Source organism: Paenibacillus sp. P3E (genome assembly GCF_001909045.1).
Classification (GTDB): domain Bacteria; phylum Bacillota; class Bacilli; order Paenibacillales; family Paenibacillaceae; genus Paenibacillus_AQ; species Paenibacillus_AQ helianthi.
On sequence record NZ_LVWH01000240.1, the window covers coordinates 1 to 19,337 of the forward strand.

Below are 19,337 nucleotides of genomic sequence, written 5' to 3' on the forward strand. Positions count from 1 at the left end.
CTCCCAAACCCTCCCTTAGCCAAGGGAGGGCCCCAAGGGCTCCGCCCTCTGGACACCCGGCTAAGTGCAACTGGCGTGGGCATTCAGACTGGCTCTACCTTGGAATGTTGGAGTAGGAACGCTTGCCGTCCCTGCGGGACACGCTTAACTGCAGCGGTACCTAGCAACGGGTAAAGATTTAACATTTAAGATCAAAAGACTAAGATCAGGGTCAAAAGAATAAGATCAAAACCCTTGATCATCTGATGTTGTACAATGTCTGATCTATATGAAGATCAAAGGACTGAGATCAAAAGATGTGATCAACGGAAAGGGAACTTCATTCCTTTACCGCCAAGTCCTTTGAGCTGCTTCATGGCGTTTTTCTTGCCACCCTTGCCTCCGCCGCCCATCATGCCGGAGAACTGCTTCATCATCTTGCGCATTTCATCGAACTGCTTGATAAGACGGTTAACCTCAGCCACGTTGGTTCCACTGCCGGTGGCAATGCGTTTGCGGCGGTTGTGGTTGATGATCTCAGGCTGAGCCTTCTCGGCTTTGGTCATGGAATGAACAATAGCTTCGACGCGGCCCATCTGCTTGTCGTCGACCTTAAGGTCCTTCATGCCCTTGGCTTTGTTCATGCCAGGAAGCATGTCGAGAATCTGGTCGATAGGGCCAAGCTTCTTGACTTGGTCCATTTGCTCCAGGAAGTCATCGAACGTAAATTCTGCATTGCGCATCTTACGTTCCATTTCCTTGGCTTTTTCGGTATCGATGTTGGCCTGTGCCTTCTCGATCAGCGACAGCATGTCACCCATTCCGAGAATACGGGATGCCATCCGCTCAGGATGGAAAGGCTCCAGCGCATCAATCTTCTCACCTAGTGCAGCGAATTTGATCGGGCAGCCAGTGACCGCCTTGACAGACAATGCGGCACCACCGCGGCTGTCGCCGTCAAGCTTCGTCAGTACAACCCCGGTAAGCTCGAGCTGCTTATTGAAGCTGTCGGCAACGTTAACGGCATCCTGACCAGTCATTGCGTCTACAACGAGCAGCACTTCGTCAGGACTTACAACGTTATGAATCTGCTTCAGCTCTTCCATAAGCTCTTCATCAATATGCAGTCGGCCTGCAGTATCGATAATCACGTAATCCAGGTTGTTATCCTTCGCATGCTGAACAGCTTGTCTGGCAATTTCCACCGGACTCGTCTGATCACCCAACGTAAATACAGGAGCCTTGATCTGTTCACCCAGGACCTGCAACTGCTTGATCGCAGCCGGGCGGTAAATATCAGCAGCTACCAACAGCGGGCGGTGATTCCCCTTCTGCAGCAGCTTAGCCAGCTTGCCTGAAGTGGTCGTCTTCCCTGCCCCTTGTAAACCAGCCATCATGATCACGGTCGGCGGCTTGTTCGACTTAGCCAGCTTTGCCTGGCTTCCGCCCATCAGCTCGGTCAGTTCCTTGTTGACGATATCAATAATTACCATGCCGGGAGTAAAGCTGTCCATTACTTCCTTGCCAACGGACTTCTCCTTCACCTTGGACACAAAGTCCTTGACTACCTTGAAGTTAACGTCGGCTTCCAGAAGGGCCAGCCGTACTTCGCGCATGGCTTCATTTACGTCTTCTTCGGATACTTTACCTTTGCCACGCAGCTTGCTGAACACATTCTGCAATCTTCCGGTTAAACCTTCAAACGCCATATGCAGCTTTCTCCCTTCATGCTACTCTAACCTCTGCAAACGATCCACGAGCTCCGTGAACCGCAGTGTATATTGCTCAGGCAGCATCCCATTCTCCGGCAGTCTGCGCAGTTCTTCTAAGTATTTGTTGCGGCTCTCATGCTTCGTAAGCAATCCCAGCTTTTCTTCGTAATTCTCCAGAACCTGCTCCGCACGCTTAATGTGCTCATACACGGCTTGGCGGCTAATTTCAAATTCAGCGGCGATTTCTCCCAGGGAGAAGTCATCGTGAAAATAATATTTAAGAAACGTTTGCTGCTTATCCGTAAGCAGGCGTTCATAAAAAGCAAATAACAAGTTAATCCGGTTGGTTTTCTCGAGCCTATTCTCCTGACTCATTAAGGGCACTCCCTTCGTCAAGGAAAAACACTTTACAGCTTCACAACGTCCCTTATGATACCTAAAACAAAGAAAGATGTCAAGCCTTTTTGCTTGTCATCTCGTTCTTTGTTCTAAAAGTGTATTTCCCCATGGCGGAGCGCACCCATCAGTGAATTGGCAGCACGTAAAGAAGCACAACAAAAAAGTGGACTATGGTGCCTCCGAGAACAAACAAATGCCAAATTGCATGATGGTAAGGGAATCCCCGCCACACATAAAAAACCGTTCCCAGTGTATACAGCAGCCCGCCGACCAGCAGCCAGGCCATGCCCCCATCTGCCATCACCGCTGAGAGCGGATTCCAGGCAATCACAATCATCCAGCCCATGGCGATGTAAAAAATGGTGGACATGAACAGAAATTTCTTAACGAAAAAGGCTTTGAAGAAAACGCCGAACACAGCTACACCCCAGGCAATCCCAAACAAGGTCCAACCTAGTGTCCCCCGGATCGCCACCAGCATAAAGGGTGTGTATGTACCGGCAATAAACAAGTAGATGGAGGAATGGTCCAGAAATTCAAAGAAGTCCTTGGCCTTCCCTTCCCTAAGACTATGCACAAGTGTTGAATTAATATACAGCAGCAGCATCGTGGCACCGTAAATGGAGAAGCTGACCACATGCCAGGCTGTGCCGTTCTGTACAGCGAAGACGACCAGCAGCACAAGAGCTACTATGCTCAATACCGCTCCAATCCCATGCGTTACCGCATTTGCGACCTCTTCCTTGCGACTGTATGTGTGTGTATTTGCCATTCCACTATTCCTTCCATTCTGCGCTTTCCTTCTATTATATTCCCTTCTGCGAAGTCCTTCCACTTTGCTGCAGACCCTGGGTCTATAAGTTGATTATAGTTTATACAGCTCCGTATATTTAGCTTCTAAATAATCGGCCAGATAATCAGGGTTCAGCGGCTCACCTGTCACCTGTTCAATGATTTGTGATGGAGTCAGGCTCTGACCATAACGGTAGATTTTGTTTGTTAGCCATTCCTTGATCGGCAACAGGTTGCCGGCGGCTATCAGATCTTCAAGCTCCGGCAATTCCTTACGAAGTGTATTCAAAATTTGTGCGGCATACATATTTCCCAGTGAATATGAGGCAAAATAACCGAAGTCCCCGCCGGACCAGTGAACATCCTGCAGCACTCCCAGGGCATTGCTCGGAGGGGTAATCCCCAGGTATTCCTGATACTTGGCATTCCATACCCCAGGCAGATCCTTCACTTCCAGTCCTTCATTATAAATAAGCTTTTCAATCTCATAGCGGACAATGATATGCAGGTTGTACGTCAATTCATCGGCTTCAATGCGGATGAAGGAATTCGCTACACTGTTGATTGCACGGTAAAAGTCTTCCACTTCGACATTGGCCAGCTGCTCAGGGAAATGCTGCTGAAGATCTCCGTAGTAGCGTTGCCAGAATGAACGGCTGCGGCCAATCATATTTTCCCATAGTCTGGACTGGGATTCATGAATACCCATGGACGCCCCTTGAGCCAGCGGTGTGCCTACAAGATCCTTGCTGATATTCTGTTCATATAGAGCATGTCCACCTTCATGCAGTGAGCTGAATACAGCGCTTAAGACATTATCCAGCAAGTAGTTTGTCGTGATGCGCACATCCCCCGGGTTCAGCCCGGTAGCGAACGGATGCACACTTTCATCCAGTCGTCCGGCTTCAAAGTCAAAGCCCATTTGCTCAAGAATGAATAACCCGAACTTCTCTTGCTGCTCCTTAGGGAAAATCTGGGCGAGGAACGCTGTTTCGGGCTTGTTCTTGGATGCGGCTATAGCCTCGACAAGCGGAACGAGGCGGCTGCGCAGACGTCCGAAGATATCATCCAGCTTCTCAACCGTCAGATCGGGCTCGTACATGTCGAGCAGAGTATCATAGCGGGAGTCCTTCACACCCCAGTGGTCGATAAACTCCTGTGTGAACGCAACAATTTTGCTTAGGTACGGTTCGAAGGAATCAAAATCATCACTTTCCTTGGCTTCCTCCCAAATCGTCTGGGCATGGGCGGTGAGCATGGAGTACTCCTCATAGCTTTTGGAAGGTATACTCTGGCTGCGCTCATACTCCTTGCGGCAATCTTTAACGATCTTGTTCTGGATGTCGCTTAATTGGGTCATGACTTCCGGGCGGCTGAAATATTTTGTGAACTCGCCCATTTCCGGAGAAGTCTGCAGTCTGAAGATCTCTCCGCTGATCAACCCGATGGTATTGGAACGAATCTCCACACCTTTGCGTGGGGCGCCTGTGCGCAAATCCCAATGCAGTAAGCCAATCGCTTCTGTGTACCCGCTAATTTTGGATAATAGCCCGCTGAATTTCTCCCACTCTTCCTGGACCAGTTGTTCCATGATTGAACACCCGCTTTCTCTATTTTTACCAGCTCCTCTTGATGATACTTTTTTAACTTCTTATAATCAACCGCACCTGCATGAATATGGCTTAGACGAGATTATTCTCTTGTTGCTCTGAAAACAATATTTTTGATCTAAATGAATATACTTTGTATACCCGCTGTGGGCCTTGCGTAATATGTACTGGAGCCATGGTATGGTCAAATTTAGGGAAAGTAGTCTATAGTATGTCACATGATCAGCAAGCAGAAGGGCTGAATGTATTCGAAGGCTTCGGAATCTTAGATAACCGATCCACTCCTTTTCTAGTGAAGTGTCCAGATAAATCACGGAATATTGACGCCGGTTCATTATAATCCGTATAATCAACTTCAGAGGATTATATCTTTAAATTTTAAATAACCCTCAAACTTCATCCAAAGGAGTGTATCCATGTACTGCTGGTCGTGAATCAAGCGGAAGCCGGAGATACTACGATAGAGACGGACAATCTTCCTTTTGTTATCAGCCGCCAGCAGGAAATCTTCTATGAGGACAGTATGCGTCTGGATGCAGACGAGCGTATATCTTCCTTCAAGCTGGACAGCAATTCACAGATTTATGGCAAGAATATTCTTGTGCGGGATGTGCGGAGCACCGGTATGCCCCTGGAGACCGCCGGAACTCTATGCAGCGTGACCACCAAATAATGTGTTAACATCCTTTTTATCAAGTACATATGTGCGAAAAGGGTGTTTAAGGAGTATATTAGGAATTAACATTCTCGGAGCAGGATGCTCACAAAACTTGGCGTATGCTTTCGAGACAGTTTTTCGGGGCTGAATCGGAGGGTGTATCGCTAAAAAAACTTTTAGGAGGCAGCAGGTCATGAGCCAAATCACTGATATTATGGAGTTTAACAAGAAATTCGTCGAACAAAAAGAATATGAAACCTATCTGACCAGCCGCTTTCCTGACAAAAAGATGCTGATCATCACCTGCATGGACACAAGGCTTGTAGAGCTTCTCCCCAAGGCTATGAATTTCAAGAACGGGGACGTCAAAATCATTAAAAACGCCGGTGCCGTCATATCCCAGCCTTTCGGCAGCGTAATGCGCAGCGTTATGGTAGCCCTGTATGAGCTGGATGCGGATGAAGTAATTGTCGTGGGACACTATGAATGCGGGATGGCTTCACTGAATGCGGACAAAATGATCAACTCCATTAAAGAACGCGGGGTATCAGAGCAGGTGTTATCCACTCTGGAGAACTCGGGAATTAAGCTCACGAAGTGGCTGCGCGGGTTTGACAATGTGGAAGAAGGGGTAATTCAGACTGTGGAGCTGATTAAGCGCCATCCTTTACTCCCCCCAAACGTACCTGTTCACGGCATGATCATCGATCCGGCTACCGGAGCGCTTGAACTGGTGTCTGACGGTTACGTGGAGAACAAGGCAACTCTCTGATAATCTGCTGTTTGCGTGGATCATACGATCCGCGCATTTTTTATGCTGGCCATCTATCTCGTCGTAATCATGATTATGTCCTTCTTCCGGCGCAGAAAGGAACGGCGCAGACTTCAGGAACAGGGTGGACGTTACTAATATGGGGGCAACCATTCTTACGATGGATGAGATTATTAATGCCATCTGTATGCATATGGCTGAACGCAAGAGCGTTCGGGTTCAGGATGTCCAGGTGGAGCTTAGCTGGGAAGAAGACACCGGATACACCGCAGAGGTGTGGATCGAAGGCCGCAGCCCGTTCCTGGTGGAGTCCAATATGATGGAAGCAATCCTCCGTTACACGCACAGTGAGTATGGCATACGTGCCTACCGTGAAGATGTCCGACTGGAACTGGATGATGAGATCACGGCGGTTGTGAATACGTCAACTGTATAGTTCCAAAAAAGAGACAGCACCTTGGCTGTCTCTTTTTTTCTGAAGATACTGCTATTCATAAAAATATTGTGTGATTACCCCTGAGCCACCGGCAACATTTACCTCGGCGTATGCTCCATTGATCAGCGTCATTTGCGGAGGAACATGACCATAATCCAAATCGTAAACAACGGGTAACTGCAGTTCTTCGGCCAATTCTTTATATGCATCCTCTGCCGTGTAATTGTCTATGGGTGTGTTGGTGCCGCCTCTGCCGAACATCACACCGGAACAGTTCTCGAACCAGCCGGCCAGCTTCATCTGCACCAGAGAGCGGCGTAGATCAACTGTGTTCAATTCACAATACTCCAGATACCAAATGACCGGTTCCTGATGAATGAAGGCTTCTTGAAAGTGACGCACATCGCCGTAGGGTGTGCCTATGATATGGCGGATGATATCAATGCAGCCTCCAAGCAGCCGGCCCCTGAGAGACACAGCATCACCTGAGACCGTCTTCCACTGTGTTCTGGTATTTAAATGAAATAGGGACGGCGATGGTTCCGCTCCCTCCACCTCCTGATGGTAGTTCAGCGAAGAGCGCTGGACGACCGATTGTCCACTTGCGGTGGATAACACCGTCTGCCACATCGCTGTAGTCTGGTCTGTAACCTTTCCGCGCAAATCTCCAAAACTTGGTCCATGCGCAGTCGCTATCCCTGTCCGCAAGGTGATCACTAGCAGCAGCAGGCTAATATCAGAGAAGCCCAGGACCCATTTGTGCCGCACCTTCCCAAAGTCAATATGCTCCAGCATCTCGATCAGCAGTTCTCCGCCCCAGGGCGGAATGATCAGGTCAATCCTGTCATCACTCATCATCTGATTGAACTCAGTGCCACGCTCCTTGCCGGATGCGGATTTGGCCTTGTCATGCTTATAGACCGTATCGCCGCAAATAACCTGAAACCCTCTCTCCTTCATGCGGCTGCAGGCTTCCCCGAACAGCTCCACAGATCCTGGGCCAACCCCTGCCGAGGATGCGGTCACACCAATGGTTGCTCTTTTTTCAAGTACAGGGTATGTAATCATCTTGAACCTCCTATAACTTACTTGCTTTATACTTAGTCTATCATTCTCCGGTGTTTTCCGGGCAAAAAAAACATGAACTTAGATTCGGCACGCTGCCGGTCATCACGTTCATGTCTTTGGGAATTTGGAAAGGGTCAGATCAAGGATATGGCCAGCAGCTCGAATAGCACCAGCGGCAGAATCCCATTGTTATTGACGGGTCCAGGGTAAGGGTAGCCCGGGCCTGGATAAGGCTGGTAATAGGGATTGTAGTATGGATTGTAATATCCGCGCTCCATATCTGCGGTCCCCCCCACCATGAGATATAGATGCTTGCAGTCCATTCCGGCAATCGTTCCTTCATGCATCTGACCGTCAATCATCTGTACATTGACTTGGTGATTAAGATAAGGCTTACAGGAGTGGTGCAGGGAATCGCGGACCCGGTGCAGATGCTGGACAACGGCCGGATCGGCCTGATAGATCAACGTTGCAGGCTGGCCGGACTGATAGAATGACATAGCTTTATAACCTCCGTAAATGGATTTGCTCCATTCTATGCATCTGCCCAGAGCACGGTGCCTATACTGTGTACCAGGTTTATGGAAGAGCCAGCTTTTCCACCCGAATGTTGACAACAGCCAGCGTCAGGCCAAGCATATTCTCCACAGCCCCGCGGACATTATACTGCAGACTTTTACATACCTCTTGAATCCGGCAGCCATAGTCCACTATGATTTGAAGATGAACGGCAACCTCCTCCTCTGACACTTCCACGGACATTCCTTTAGCCCCGATTTTGCTGCCCAGAAGTTTGGCCAGATTCCCCGTAACGGAACTACCGGACATTCCTGCGATCCCCGGAGTATCCATAACAACATAGCTAATAATAGCCGATATCACCCGATCAGAAATATCAACAAGCCCTTTTTGAACACCTTGATCCATCGTAAGTTCCTCCTCAAAGTATGGTTAGTTTAAGCATCGTCCGAATCGCTTCGTACAAAATTCACTTCGAAAGCATGCGCCTAATATCTACCAAGTACAGATAGGCTTACTCTCCTGAATCCGCAGCCAGCTGCGGCTCTTCCGGCCAGCGCTGCCGGATAAACATCTGGTACAGCTTCACTGTAATAATTTTGAGCATCATATAGACCGGAATAATCAGGAGTATACCGATAATACCGCCAAAATCCCCACCGGCCAATACCAGAATAATCGTAGTAATCGGATGGATATCAAGGCTTTTTCCAAAAATATAGGGTGCTACCAGGTTATCCTGAATCTGCTGGGCAACAAGCACAACCACAATGGACCAGACTGCCGTTGAAGGCGACTCAAACAGACCGATAATTAAAATAGGAACTGTTGACAGAATTGCTCCTATAAAGGGAATAAAGTTCATCAACACAGCTAGCAGTGTCAGGAGAAGCGCATAAGGCAGGCCTATGATCAAAAACCCAATATACATCAACACGCCAAGGGCCAGATTCACCAGTACTCTGCCTACGATAAATCCGCTGAGCGCCCCGTCAATGTCGGAAACCACCCCAGCGCCTTCTACCTGAAAGCGTTTCGGGAAAAAGCTCACCACTTTTGCGCCAAACTTACCGCCTTCCTTGAGCATGTAGAACAGAAGAATGGGAAAAGTAAACAGCACCATGGCAAAATTGGATACAAAGGAGAACAACTCCGATACAGAACTCGTCATCAGGGAAAAGCCTTTATTCAGATAATCCATCAGTTGGCCCGCCGGATTCATATCCGCAGGTATCAGCGAAGACAACAGCTTACTCTCCTCCAGCTTCTTCAGTTGTTCGCCCACGGCCGTGAACACGTTTGGCATGTTATTGCCGAGATTCACCAGCTGATTCTTCAGCGATGGCCAAACTCCTACACTGAAGCACATGAACAGCACGGCTATGATCAAATAGACCAGCAAAATAGCTGCCGTACGGTTCAGCTTCCGTGACTCCAGCAGATCAATCAGCGGCCGCAGCAGATAATAGAAGAACACCGCCAGCATTAAAGGCACGATGACCACACGGAATAACGAGAAAACCGGTGTAAAAATAAAATTCACTAGGGTGCCTACATAAATAATTCCCAGCACCAAAAGCACAGCGATACAAATGCGGATAAACAAATTTAATTTGGCCATGACCCTCTCCCGTTCCTGAATTCATCCTGCCGTCCTATTTTGGAATACGGACGGTGAAAACCGTTGGTTCTCCCTCTCTGCTCTCAAGCGTAAGCGAACCGTCCATCTTCTCCACGTTTTTCTTCGCAATGGATAATCCAAGCCCTGTTCCGCCACTTGCCGTCCGGGATTCGTCCCCACGTACAAACGGATCGAAAATCGTTGACCAGAGCTCTTTGGGGATGCCTATTCCGTTATCTGCAATCTCTACACGAACCTCTGTATCCTCCGGGATGACGGTTACCCGCAGGCTGGTCCCTTCGGGATTGTAGGCCAGCGCATTGGAGATCAGATTATTGATAACACTTGCGAACAGCTCCGGATCATAGCGGGCATATACTTCTTCATCTGGAACCTGAAGCTGAAGCTGGAAGTCTTTTTGCTCAATTTCGCCGTAGGTATCAGCAACAATCTCCCGCAGATGATCCCCCAGCTCCAGCCGTTCTGTATGAAGAATGAAATCCGGAGAGTCCAGCTTCAGCAACTCCAGCATATGCTGGATCAGCTTCGTCACCTGCACCGATTTGGTGTAGATATAATTCAAGTACTTCGTCTGGCGTTCAGGGTCAGTCCCCCGGCCTTCCATCAAGGCCTGCGCATAGCCTTGGATACTTGTAATCGGTGTTTTCAGATCATGAGACAAGTCAACCATCAGCCTCTGCTTGCTTTTCTCAGCCTTCCGCTTCTCTTCTGTTGTCTTCTCAATCACGTCGGCCATGTAATTGAAGCTCTCGCCGATCCGGAGGAATTCTGTCTCGGCATAAAGCGCAATCCGTGTGCTGTAGTGCCCTTCCATCATCTGCTTCAGACCGAGATTCAGCACCCGCAGCGGCTTCTTGATGCGTCTTGTGACCCAATAGCTGTATACAAAGATCAGCATGAGAATTAATCCGCTGACCATAAACACATAGAAAAACACAGAATGATTCAAATAGGAAACCAGTACAACGTTGTTAATGGATACTTTAATTACACTTCGGGGGATTTTGAGCAGCAGCCAGGCTGCGCGGCTCTCTCCATCTAGTTGGGTAATCGAATAGTAATAAGGCTGATCTGTGCGGTTCTCGAGTCCCAGAAAGAGACTATTCTCATCATAGGAGAGGGTCTGATCCTGCTTCTCTCCAATGACACGGATCACCTGTTTACCGGAATCAAGGATCTCCAGCCATCCCCCGCTATGCAGCAGCCGCCTGCTCTGTATACCCTCGCCCAGCTCTTCCCGGTAATCCCCAGCCTCGACGGAAAGATTCGGGTCCGTGAGCTGTTTGTTTAGAATCAGATGGGTGATATCCTTCTGAATGAACAGGTAGACTATCAGTACAATCATCAGCAGCATACAATTGAATAGCAGGAAATCCAGCGTAAGTGACGTCTGCAGCGGACGGTTATCCCTACTTTTCCACGGGTGCTTCAATTTTGTACCCCAATCCCCTGATCGTCTTCAGGTATTCCGGCTTCTTGGAATCACGTTCAATTTTGTCCCGGATATTGCTGATATGCACCATGATGCTGTTATCTTCATAGACGTAAAAGTCTTCCCATACGGCTTCGTAAATCTTCTTCCGGGTGAAGACCCGGCCCGGCTGCTCCATCAGCAGTTCCAGAATTTTGTACTCTGTAGAGGTCAAGCTAACCGGCTCTCCTGACACCTGTACCTGACAGCTGCTCCGGTCGAGCAGCAGGCGTCCGAGCACGATCTGCTCCTTCTTCGCTTCTTGTACCGCCGGGGCGTCGAACTGGTGAACCCGCCGGAGCATCGACCCTACACGGGCGACAATTTCCAGCGGATTGAACGGTTTGGAAATATAGTCATCCGCCCCCAGCTCAAGCCCCAGGATTTTATCATGATACTGGCTTTTGGCTGATAGAAACAGCACTGGAAAATGATTGTTTTCACGGATTCGCTTCAGCAGCTGCAGCCCGTCCATGCCCGGCATCATAATATCGAGAATCGCCAGATCAACGGTATGGCTCTGCATCAGCTTGAGCGCCTCATTTCCGTTCTGTGCTTGCAGAATGTTGTATTCCTTCTCCAAATAGAGCTGCAGCAGCTCTACAATTTCCGATTCATCATCGGCAATCAGAATGGTATACATCGTGAATCCCCCTCTATCTTTTTCCGCAAGGTGCGTTAATTGTAACTATAGCCTGCCATTCTTTATCCTGTCTAAACCAAATCTTAAGAATAGATAAAGTTTACTGAAGCAAGCAGAAACGGTTTGGCCGTCCTTCTAAGGGCGGTAATATAAGGATAAGTTATAGCGTGAAACATATAAATTCTTAAATTTAAAAAAAGCCGTACACCGGGCGAATCCCAGGTACGGCCTGACTGCTGAGGGGCGGAGCGGTGGTTAAAAAGCCACGCCGATTCCGCCTTCTCCGGCATATGTACCCATCACAGGTCCCATACTGGAGAACAAAATCTCTTTGAAAGGGTGTTTCTCAAGAATACGCTCCTTGATCTCCAGCGCAAGTTTTTCGCAATTGCTATGTACAATGGCGATAACCGCCTTTTCGTAATCATGCTGCTTGTCTTCGAGCTTCGCCAGCAGATGAGTTAGTGCCTTCGGCAGACCCCGTGTCTTCTCAACCACCTCGACAGTCCCCTCGTCGCTGATCTTCAGCAGCAGCTTAATATTCAGCACGGAAGCTACGGCACCGGATAACCGGTTCAGGCGCCCGCCTTTGATTACATTCTCCAGGGTGTCCAGGGTAAAGTAGGCTGTCACTTCCTCGGCTTTGTCCAGAACCATAGCCTTAAGCTCTTCTAGGCTTGAGCAGGTCAGTGACCATTTAGCCGTCATGGCGACAAGGAGGGATAAACCCCCGGAAAAGGTTTTGGAATCTATAATTTCAATCGCATTGGGTTGGCCTTCTTCTTCATACATTTCCTTGGCAATCAATGCGGTCTGATAAGTGCTGCTTATATTGGATGACATACAGACGACCATAATGTCAGTGCCTGCTTCCACTTCTTTGAACTTGTTCAGGAAGACCTGCGGACTGGGACTGGCCGTCTTCGGCAGCTCTTTGGAGTCCCGCATTCTGGCATAAAAAGCCTTCGTATCGGTATCTTCCGGCATGAGATCATGCTCGAAGTGAACGGGCAAATGAACAATATCCACATTATATTTCTCTGCATATTCAAGGGGTAAATCCGAACCGCTGTCGGTAATGATCTTGATGGGCATCAGAGTGCTCTCCTTTCAATTCTATATTATTATAGCCAGCCTGATGGGCAATCAATAGTACATTTTATAACTTGTCAAAAATCTTGTTTTATGCTTTCCGATCTTTCTTAACGGTTCGTGATGTGATATGGTGAAAGTATAAGCCTACAGAAATGGAGTGTAATCATGAGCAAGGGAAGAGTATGGAATAAAGGCAAACATAACGGAAGAGGTCTATCGAAGAAAAATATAGCGTCAGAGGAAACAGAGGGACAAATGCAGCCTGTAGAGGCTGAGGAGAGTTTCATTCCACGCATTGATACGGTCAAGCCGATGAACCGCAGCAACTGGGTAACCCGGCCGTCCCGGACGACTCCCAAGGAGCCGGAGAAGAAGTCATAAACCAGTTAAGGAATTGAATTTCCAGCGAGAAATATAAGGATCATTTCTGGCGGGAAGCGTATAATATTGTGGCAAAAAACAGGCAGCAGCGTAATTCCTACGCCACTGCCTGTTTGTCGTATCCTCATGGACATTCAGAACTGTTCCCTGAATCTAATGTCAGATCACTCATCACCAGTCTTCTGTACTAGACTAGAGATTCACACTCTTCATGCTCTGTTCCGGATAGCGGGTTCCGGCTGCCACTCCTAGTGGCGCAGCATCATCAATGCTCTTCAGATCGTCGCCGTTTAAGCGGACTTCCAGTGAACCGATGTTCTCCTCCAGATATTTCAACCGCTTCGTACCGGGAATCGGAATAATGTCGTCACCCTGTGCAAGCAGCCAGGCCAACGCCAGCTGGGAAGGCTCGCATTCCTTCGCCGCAGCAATCTCCCGGATACGCTTCACCAGATCCAGATTTCTGGCGAAATTCTCCCCTTGAAAACGCGGAGAAAAACGACGATAGTCGTCTTCCGCCAAATCCTCGAATGTTTGAATTTGACCGGTAAGAAATCCCCGGCCCAGCGGGCTGTACGGAACAAAACCGATGCCAAGCTCACGGCAAACAGGCAGGATCTCATCCTCCACATCGCGGCTCCATAGCGAGTACTCTGTCTGCAGCGCCGTGATCGGATGAACCGCATGGGCACGGCGGATCGTTCCGGGAGCCGCTTCTGACAAACCGAGGAAGCGGACTTTTCCAGCCGTTACGAGATCAGCCATCGCGCCTACAGTCTCCTCGATCGGTGTGTTAGAATCTACCCTGTGCTGATAGTACAGATCGATATGATCTACTCCCAGACGACGAAGGCTGGCATCACAGGCAGACTTCACATATTCAGGACGGCCATTTACACCGAGCATTTTCCCTTCTGCACTCCGCACATTGCCAAATTTGGTGGCGAGCACCACATGATTCCGTTGCCCCTTAATTGCTTGTCCCACTAGCTCTTCGTTCTTCCCGACCCCATACATATCTGCCGTATCCAAAAAAGTCACACCCAGATCAAGTGCCCGGTGGATGGTACGGATGGATTCCGCTTCATCCCGACCGCTGTAAAAGTCGGACATCCCCATGCAGCCCAGTCCCAGCGCCGAAACCTGCAGCTTGCCACTTCCCAGAATTCTGGTCTTCATTTCCAAACCGCCTCCTTTATTCTAATTATCATACCATAGGGGCTTCCAATGCTTAAATTTCAGTTCCTCTAATGATGTAAATATGAACGCAAAAAAAGAACATCACCAAAATGATGTCCTTCATCTGTAAACTTCTGCTATTTCACCCTATCTTCGGCCTTCTTACAGCTCAAGCGACTCCCCATAGGCAAGCGGTGTTCCCTTGATCCCGGCCTTACCCAGCGCCTGAACAAAAGCTCCCACATCCTGCACGATGGGCGGAAAAGTATTGTAGTGAATCGGCAGCACGTGTTTGGCTCCCAGCCATTTGGCGGCGATTAGCGCATGCTCCGGTCCCATGGTGAAATGTCCACCAATCGGCAGAATCGCCAGATCGAAGTCATAGAGCTCGCCGAACATTTTCAAATCTCCGAAAAGTCCGGTGTCTCCCGAATGCAGAACGGTGCATCCTTCCGCCTCAATAATGAAGCCCGCAGGTGTACCTCCATAGATGCGCTGTCCATCCTCTAGTGTAATGCTTGAAGTGTGGAACGCATGGATCATCGTCGCCTTCGCAAAACCAAAATCAACCGTTCCTCCGATGTTCATTCCAATGGTCTGGACGCCCTTCCCTTCCATATAGCCAGCCAGCTCCACATTCGCCACAACCGGCACATTATTCTGCAGTGCAATCGGGGCTGCATCCAGAATATGATCCACATGAGCATGTGTCAGCAGCACCATATCCGTCTGAATATCCTCCGGTTTGGTGACCGCAGCAGGATTGCCTCTGAGAAACGGATCGATAATCAGCGACTTGCCGTTCACCTCAATCTGTATACAGGAATGGCCATGATAAATGATTTTCATAAGTATCTCTCCTCTTCTCGAATGGAAATTCATTGGGTGCAAATGGACTAAACCGTGCAAAACCCTAAAGTTTACGTTACAATGACACCAAATACGCAGAAGTCCGGTCATAACCGGAAATCGTGAATATATCTATTTTTATGTCGTTCGTATGACTTTATGATATATACATCAATGCCTATTGTCAAGAGAGGTGTGAAGAACGTTGCTGTCCGTTGAAAAAACCATGCTGTTTCTGTTATCCAAAGTGGAGCAGATGGGCGCCCAGCAGTTTGTGGAGATCTACCAACAAAGGGGGTATACCTCCACCTATATCCGCAATGCCTTATCCCGCCTGAAAAAGGAAGGTTATATTGCATCCCCGTCGCGCTCCTGGTATCAAGTCACAGCAGCCGGCCTTGCATATATCAAGGCGATTAACAGTAAGCCCGCCCGTTATCAGGAGCAGTGGAATCAGACCTGGGATGTGGTCATGCTCGAAGTCCCTGAATCCGAACGCAAAAAACGCGACCTGTTTCGTTCGGCGCTTTTGCAGCTAGGCTATGGACCTCTGTACAACAGTGTGTACATTTCTCCATGGAATTACCGTAATGAAGTCGTTGCACAGATCCGGAAGCTGGAGCTGGAAGGCAAGGTATCTATCCTGCAGGGCCAATTCCTGGAAGGCTCGATTACACCGCTCAAAGCACAGTCCATCTGGCAGCTCGATAAGGTCCATACCTTATATCAGGAGAAATCAGGCTGGCTGCAGCAGGAGTTTGCTCCATTAATGCATGAGGCGCTTGAGGCCGGGCAGCCTTTACAGCTTTTCCTGTTATATCTGCAGATGGGCGAGGAGCTAAGCGGGATGTTCATGACCGACCCGTACCTCCCGGATGAACTGCTGCCGGACAATTGGTCAGGCAAACGCGTTCTTCAACAAATGAATGAATATGGGGCTACACTCGCTGGAGCGATTCCCCAGGATTCCTTTTATGCACAATTTATCAGGTGAGCCGTATGAGCTGCGGCAGATGAAGAAGCTGACCTATGGTTGGCTTTTTTGTGCTGCCCCGGAAGAAAGCACAAACCACAAAAAGCAGCCCAAACCGCAGGCTGCCCTTCATATTTCTATCGCTAAACTTCACGATGGCCGGAGACCAGAAGTTCCCTTACCGCTTCCATATTCGTTACCGGAGCACGGCAGGCGAAGTTCCGGCAGACATAAGCCGTGGCTTCCCCGTTCATGGCTGGTTTGTCCGCCAGATGCGGCAGCAGACGGAGAATCCCTTCGGCATCCCCTTCCCAGTTGACAAGGAGTGCCGCGTCCGGCAGATACGCCTGCTGGACGTGGGCCAACATGCTGTGGAGGGCAGCGTCTTCCCGTTTGCCGGATAGCACCCATTCCCTGCCGCCAGATGCTATTGCCAGATGAGCCTGCAAATACATGGCGTAGCCCGGCGGATAAGCAGATGCTGCCGAAGCCATCACTGCTGCTGTATGCTCAGCAACCATCTTCAGTTCTACATCCTGACTCATTACCGACAGCTTCCACAGCAGCTTCGCAGCCACCGAGTTTCCCGAAGGTATCGCTCCGTCATACCATTCTTTGGAACGGATCGGCAGTTCTTCCCCATCATGCCCCGTGAAAAAGAATCCGCCATTCTCCCCGTCAATGAACAGCTCCAGCAGTCCATCCTTCAAGGTCAGCGCCCGCTCCAGATAGACGGATTGACCCGTCGCCTCGTACAGTTCAGTCAGGCCCCAGATCATAAACGTATAATCATCCAGATAAGCGGGAATCGCAGATTCACCGTCCCGGTAGCGGGCCAGCAGCCTGCCGTCCTCCCGCCGCAGCTTGTCCCAGATAAAGTCTGCCGCCGCTATTGAGGCTTGGGCATACTCAGGCTTTTGCAGCGCCTTCGCACCCTTCGCCAGAGCCGCAATCATCAGCCCGTTCCAGGAAGTGAGCACCTTGTCATCCTTTGACGGATGGATACGCTGCTCCCGGTAGGCGAACAGCTTCTCACGCCACTCCTCCATCCTTGTCCGCAGACCCAGCGGATTCATACCCAAGCGCTCCGCCATCTCGTCAGGTAAGCTCTGCAGCAGATTCGGAATATTCTTCCCTTCAAAATTCCCCTCAGGTGTAATTCCGTACACATGGCAGTAGGAATGCATATCCTCCAGGCCAAGTGCTTCTTCAATCTCCTCTCGGGAGAAGACGTAGAACTTCCCTTCCACCCCTTCGGAATCGGCATCCTCCGCTGAGTAGAAAGCACCCTCCGGCGAAGTCATATCACGCTTAGCATACGCAAAGATCTGCTCAGCGACCTCCGCGTACAGCGGTTTCTTCGTGATCTGGTAAGCCTCCAAGTAAGCAATCGCCAGCAGGGCATTATCGTAGAGCATTTTCTCAAAATGCGGCACCAGCCACTCCCGGTCCGTGGAATAACGCGCGAACCCGAAGCCCACATGGTCGTACATGCCGCCCCGGTACATCGACTCCAGCGTCTTCTCGACCATACGCAGCGCATCCGGCTGGGTGTATGTCTGGCTATAAGCCAGCAGAAACGACAGATTATGCGGCGAAGGGAACTTCGGCGCATTGCCGAACCCGCCATATTCCTCATCGAATTGACGGCGGTACAGCTCATAGGCTTCGTGCAGCAGCTCTTCCCCGGGAATTCCCTCACTACCTTCACTGACACTTAGCGAGTTCTTGCGGTCCAGTGACTGAAGATCCGCGAGCAGATCATCTCCAAGCTTGTCCAGTGCTTCACCATCCTGCTCCCATTTGCGGTGAATCTGCTCCAGCACATCCATCAGCCCAATGCGCCCGAACATCTGCCGCTTCGGAAAATACGTCCCCGCATAAAACGGCTTCTTCTCCGGCGTCAGCAGCACCGTCAGCGGCCACCCCCCGCTCCCCGTCAGAGCCTGACACACCGACATATACAGCGCATCAATATCCGGCCGCTCCTCGCGGTCTACCTTGATGGCGATATAGTGATCGTTAAGAAGCTTCGCTACTTCCTGGTCTTCGAAACTTTCGCGTTCCATTACGTGACACCAGTGACAAGTACGTGTGAATCAACAACTAGCTATACCCAATAGAAAGGAAGACGGGCTTGTTGTCGCGCTTGGCGACTTCAAAAGCCTCTTCCGACCAAGGAAACCAGTTCACCGGGTTATGAGCATGTTGCAGCAGATACGGTGATTTTTCCTTGGCTAATCTATTGGGTACTTTTTGAGTTGTCATGGGGCATCACCTCTTTTCGTGTGGGATTTGGGTAAAGTATTGCTTAGGGTTAGTTTACCCAAAAAGGTGGGGGAAGGCTCATGAACGAAAGTGATTTTCACTCGAATGACTAACCAAGCCTACTTATATTTGATTATTCAATGCGTTTCAGGTATGGCGTTACTAAAATCATCGCTGTTGCTGCTTCTTGTAATATTTCAGATATATCATCAATTTTTTGCACCGAACTAATGTGTTCTACTATGATATCCAAATCACTCAAACCATTAATTATAATACTTAATAATTCTAGCACTTCAGGTTCCTTATAATCGCTTAATGCAGTAATATTTTGTATGAAATCACCATTGAAATCTCCGGAAATTTTTTCAACTTCTATCAATAGCGTATTTAAATAAGCAGAACCCCCTTCGCTTAAAGCATGTTGGTGATTCACAATTTCATCTATGGCCTGATTATACTGTAAAATAATTAGCCTTAATCTTCCCACATTTGCAATAGCATCTCTCCATTCTGTAAATGGTGCAATATCTAAACCAAATAAAGAGTATATCTCTAAAGGAATTTCTACTGGAAACATTGGAGACGATGGATCTCCATACATATCAACAACTCGATACATTGGCATGTCAAAACCGCTTAATATCGGGAGTCCTTTATACAAGGGTACGAAAACGATTTTGGCCCAATGTGTTTCTAATATCCATCTTGAACTGTTTAATTTCACAGCAGTGATCCAAGATTTATGAAGTTTACCACAAAGCAATTTATATTGTTCTTCAATCGTATTTGTCTCAGATATGGAATCTTCATATAATACAAATTTCACTCTGCTTTTCCCTTCCAGTTCCCGATTAATCACCGAAATTTTTGGTCCTAAAGATACTATAG

At 48.9% G+C, this 19,337-nt stretch carries 22 protein-coding genes and 1 pseudogene; 7 read left to right on the forward strand and 16 right to left on the reverse strand.

Translation table 11 applies throughout. The features are described 5' to 3' along the window. Positions 1-302: 302 nt before the first annotated feature. The 4 genes from ffh to A3842_RS31085 form a co-directional block, all read right to left on the reverse strand. Positions 303-1,688, reverse strand: a complete 1,386-nt coding sequence (gene ffh, locus A3842_RS31070; protein ID WP_074088038.1) for a signal recognition particle protein — start codon at positions 1,686-1,688, stop codon at positions 303-305. 21 nt (positions 1,689-1,709) lie between these two features. Next, positions 1,710-2,066: a putative DNA-binding protein gene (locus A3842_RS31075; RefSeq protein WP_074088036.1), complete on the reverse strand. Its 357-nt coding sequence runs from the start codon at positions 2,064-2,066 to the stop codon at positions 1,710-1,712. 148 nt (positions 2,067-2,214) lie between these two features. After that, a complete protein-coding gene (gene trhA / locus A3842_RS31080; protein WP_074088034.1) occupies positions 2,215-2,862 on the reverse strand; it encodes a PAQR family membrane homeostasis protein TrhA in 648 nt (215 codons plus the stop codon). 93 nt (positions 2,863-2,955) lie between these two features. Next, positions 2,956-4,473 carry a carboxypeptidase M32 gene (locus A3842_RS31085; RefSeq protein WP_074103901.1) on the reverse strand — a complete coding sequence of 506 codons (1,518 nt, stop codon included), beginning with the start codon at positions 4,471-4,473 and terminating at the stop codon, positions 2,956-2,958. 113 nt (positions 4,474-4,586) lie between these two features. Between A3842_RS31085 and A3842_RS33845 the strand changes: the two are divergent. From A3842_RS33845 to A3842_RS31105, 5 genes and pseudogenes are all read left to right on the forward strand, one after another. After that, positions 4,587-4,727 (forward strand): annotated as a pseudogene (locus tag A3842_RS33845) (nucleoside deaminase); the annotation flags it as partial. A 195-nt stretch (positions 4,728-4,922) separates the two neighbouring features. Beyond that, positions 4,923-5,165 (forward strand): iron-sulfur cluster biosynthesis family protein, encoded by a 243-nt coding sequence (locus tag A3842_RS31095; RefSeq protein ID WP_074103902.1) that lies wholly within the window; start codon positions 4,923-4,925, stop codon positions 5,163-5,165. A gap of 178 nt (positions 5,166-5,343) precedes the next feature. After that, entirely contained in the window at positions 5,344-5,922 is a 579-nt protein-coding gene (locus A3842_RS31100; protein ID WP_074088029.1) for a beta-class carbonic anhydrase, read from the forward strand. 15 nt (positions 5,923-5,937) lie between these two features. Then, positions 5,938-6,060 carry a hypothetical protein gene (locus tag A3842_RS33560; RefSeq protein ID WP_256701955.1) on the forward strand — a complete coding sequence of 41 codons (123 nt, stop codon included), beginning with the start codon at positions 5,938-5,940 and terminating at the stop codon, positions 6,058-6,060. A gap of 1 nt (position 6,061) precedes the next feature. Then, positions 6,062-6,358, forward strand: coding sequence for a YxcD family protein (locus tag A3842_RS31105; protein WP_074103903.1), 297 nt, complete (start codon positions 6,062-6,064; stop codon positions 6,356-6,358). A gap of 51 nt (positions 6,359-6,409) precedes the next feature. Here the strand turns inward: A3842_RS31105 and A3842_RS31110 are convergent, their stop codons facing one another. From A3842_RS31110 to A3842_RS31140, 7 genes are all read right to left on the reverse strand, one after another. Next, entirely contained in the window at positions 6,410-7,426 is a 1,017-nt protein-coding gene (locus A3842_RS31110; RefSeq protein WP_074103904.1) for a S66 family peptidase, read from the reverse strand. A 134-nt stretch (positions 7,427-7,560) separates the two neighbouring features. Continuing rightward, positions 7,561-7,926: a hypothetical protein gene (locus A3842_RS31115; RefSeq protein WP_074088024.1), complete on the reverse strand. Its 366-nt coding sequence runs from the start codon at positions 7,924-7,926 to the stop codon at positions 7,561-7,563. Between the two features lie 79 nt (positions 7,927-8,005). Next, on the reverse strand, positions 8,006-8,353 hold the full coding sequence (locus A3842_RS31120) for an Asp23/Gls24 family envelope stress response protein (RefSeq protein ID WP_074088023.1): 348 nt from the start codon (positions 8,351-8,353) through the stop codon (positions 8,006-8,008). A 106-nt stretch (positions 8,354-8,459) separates the two neighbouring features. Next, positions 8,460-9,566 (reverse strand): AI-2E family transporter, encoded by a 1,107-nt coding sequence (locus tag A3842_RS31125; protein ID WP_074103905.1) that lies wholly within the window; start codon positions 9,564-9,566, stop codon positions 8,460-8,462. 34 nt (positions 9,567-9,600) lie between these two features. After that, positions 9,601-11,019 carry a sensor histidine kinase gene (locus A3842_RS31130; protein WP_074103906.1) on the reverse strand — a complete coding sequence of 473 codons (1,419 nt, stop codon included), beginning with the start codon at positions 11,017-11,019 and terminating at the stop codon, positions 9,601-9,603. Continuing rightward, a complete protein-coding gene (locus A3842_RS31135) occupies positions 10,997-11,701 on the reverse strand; it encodes a response regulator transcription factor (protein WP_074088018.1) in 705 nt (234 codons plus the stop codon). The genes A3842_RS31130 and A3842_RS31135 overlap by 23 nt, the downstream gene beginning before the upstream one ends. A 255-nt stretch (positions 11,702-11,956) precedes the next feature. Continuing rightward, a complete protein-coding gene (locus A3842_RS31140) occupies positions 11,957-12,796 on the reverse strand; it encodes a DegV family protein (RefSeq protein WP_074088017.1) in 840 nt (279 codons plus the stop codon). A 165-nt stretch (positions 12,797-12,961) separates the two neighbouring features. On the opposite strand from A3842_RS31140, the gene A3842_RS31145 reads away from it, so the two are divergent. Continuing rightward, entirely contained in the window at positions 12,962-13,177 is a 216-nt protein-coding gene (locus tag A3842_RS31145) for a hypothetical protein (RefSeq protein WP_074088015.1), read from the forward strand. Between the two features lie 192 nt (positions 13,178-13,369). Here A3842_RS31145 and A3842_RS31150 read toward each other — a convergent pair whose 3' ends face one another. Beyond that, on the reverse strand, positions 13,370-14,356 hold the full coding sequence (locus A3842_RS31150; protein ID WP_074103907.1) for an aldo/keto reductase: 987 nt from the start codon (positions 14,354-14,356) through the stop codon (positions 13,370-13,372). A 162-nt stretch (positions 14,357-14,518) separates the two neighbouring features. Then, the gene (locus tag A3842_RS31155; RefSeq protein WP_074103908.1) at positions 14,519-15,205 is read right to left on the reverse strand and encodes a metal-dependent hydrolase; all 687 of its coding nucleotides are present in this window, start codon (positions 15,203-15,205) and stop codon (positions 14,519-14,521) included. A gap of 205 nt (positions 15,206-15,410) precedes the next feature. Here A3842_RS31155 and A3842_RS31160 point away from each other — a divergent pair, with 205 nt between their 5' ends. Next, positions 15,411-16,199 (forward strand): PaaX family transcriptional regulator C-terminal domain-containing protein, encoded by a 789-nt coding sequence (locus tag A3842_RS31160; protein ID WP_074103909.1) that lies wholly within the window; start codon positions 15,411-15,413, stop codon positions 16,197-16,199. 122 nt (positions 16,200-16,321) lie between these two features. Here A3842_RS31160 and A3842_RS31165 read toward each other — a convergent pair whose 3' ends face one another. From A3842_RS31165 to A3842_RS31175, 3 genes are all read right to left on the reverse strand, one after another. Beyond that, positions 16,322-18,247, reverse strand: a complete 1,926-nt coding sequence (locus A3842_RS31165) for a thioredoxin domain-containing protein (protein WP_074103910.1) — start codon at positions 18,245-18,247, stop codon at positions 16,322-16,324. A 37-nt stretch (positions 18,248-18,284) separates the two neighbouring features. Further along, positions 18,285-18,446 (reverse strand): DUF255 domain-containing protein, encoded by a 162-nt coding sequence (locus A3842_RS31170; protein WP_074103911.1) that lies wholly within the window; start codon positions 18,444-18,446, stop codon positions 18,285-18,287. A 133-nt stretch (positions 18,447-18,579) separates the two neighbouring features. Further along, on the reverse strand, positions 18,580-19,337 hold a 758-nt coding region (locus A3842_RS31175), incomplete at its 5' end, for a hypothetical protein (RefSeq protein ID WP_218618710.1).

What these genes read in the sequence shown, in the direction of transcription:
- A3842_RS31075 (WP_074088036.1), bottom strand. Translation starts at nt 2,066, where the DNA reads ATGAGTCAGGAGAATAGGCTCGAGAAAACCAACCGGATTAACTTGTTA.
- ffh (WP_074088038.1), bottom strand. Translation starts at nt 1,688, where the DNA reads ATGGCGTTTGAAGGTTTAACCGGAAGATTGCAGAATGTGTTCAGCAAG.
- trhA (WP_074088034.1), bottom strand. Translation starts at nt 2,862, where the DNA reads ATGGCAAATACACACACATACAGTCGCAAGGAAGAGGTCGCAAATGCG.
- A3842_RS31145 (WP_074088015.1), top strand. Translation starts at nt 12,962, where the DNA reads ATGAGCAAGGGAAGAGTATGGAATAAAGGCAAACATAACGGAAGAGGT.
- A3842_RS31140 (WP_074088017.1), bottom strand. Translation starts at nt 12,796, where the DNA reads ATGCCCATCAAGATCATTACCGACAGCGGTTCGGATTTACCCCTTGAA.
- A3842_RS31125 (WP_074103905.1), bottom strand. Translation starts at nt 9,566, where the DNA reads ATGGCCAAATTAAATTTGTTTATCCGCATTTGTATCGCTGTGCTTTTG.
- A3842_RS31120 (WP_074088023.1), bottom strand. Translation starts at nt 8,353, where the DNA reads ATGGATCAAGGTGTTCAAAAAGGGCTTGTTGATATTTCTGATCGGGTG.
- A3842_RS31110 (WP_074103904.1), bottom strand. Translation starts at nt 7,426, where the DNA reads ATGATTACATACCCTGTACTTGAAAAAAGAGCAACCATTGGTGTGACC.
- A3842_RS31155 (WP_074103908.1), bottom strand. Translation starts at nt 15,205, where the DNA reads ATGAAAATCATTTATCATGGCCATTCCTGTATACAGATTGAGGTGAAC.
- A3842_RS31100 (WP_074088029.1), top strand. Translation starts at nt 5,344, where the DNA reads ATGAGCCAAATCACTGATATTATGGAGTTTAACAAGAAATTCGTCGAA.
- A3842_RS31165 (WP_074103910.1), bottom strand. Translation starts at nt 18,247, where the DNA reads ATGGAACGCGAAAGTTTCGAAGACCAGGAAGTAGCGAAGCTTCTTAAC.
- A3842_RS31150 (WP_074103907.1), bottom strand. Translation starts at nt 14,356, where the DNA reads ATGAAGACCAGAATTCTGGGAAGTGGCAAGCTGCAGGTTTCGGCGCTG.
- A3842_RS31135 (WP_074088018.1), bottom strand. Translation starts at nt 11,701, where the DNA reads ATGTATACCATTCTGATTGCCGATGATGAATCGGAAATTGTAGAGCTG.
- A3842_RS31085 (WP_074103901.1), bottom strand. Translation starts at nt 4,473, where the DNA reads ATGGAACAACTGGTCCAGGAAGAGTGGGAGAAATTCAGCGGGCTATTA.
- A3842_RS31115 (WP_074088024.1), bottom strand. Translation starts at nt 7,926, where the DNA reads ATGTCATTCTATCAGTCCGGCCAGCCTGCAACGTTGATCTATCAGGCC.
- A3842_RS31105 (WP_074103903.1), top strand. Translation starts at nt 6,062, where the DNA reads ATGGGGGCAACCATTCTTACGATGGATGAGATTATTAATGCCATCTGT.
- A3842_RS31170 (WP_074103911.1), bottom strand. Translation starts at nt 18,446, where the DNA reads ATGACAACTCAAAAAGTACCCAATAGATTAGCCAAGGAAAAATCACCG.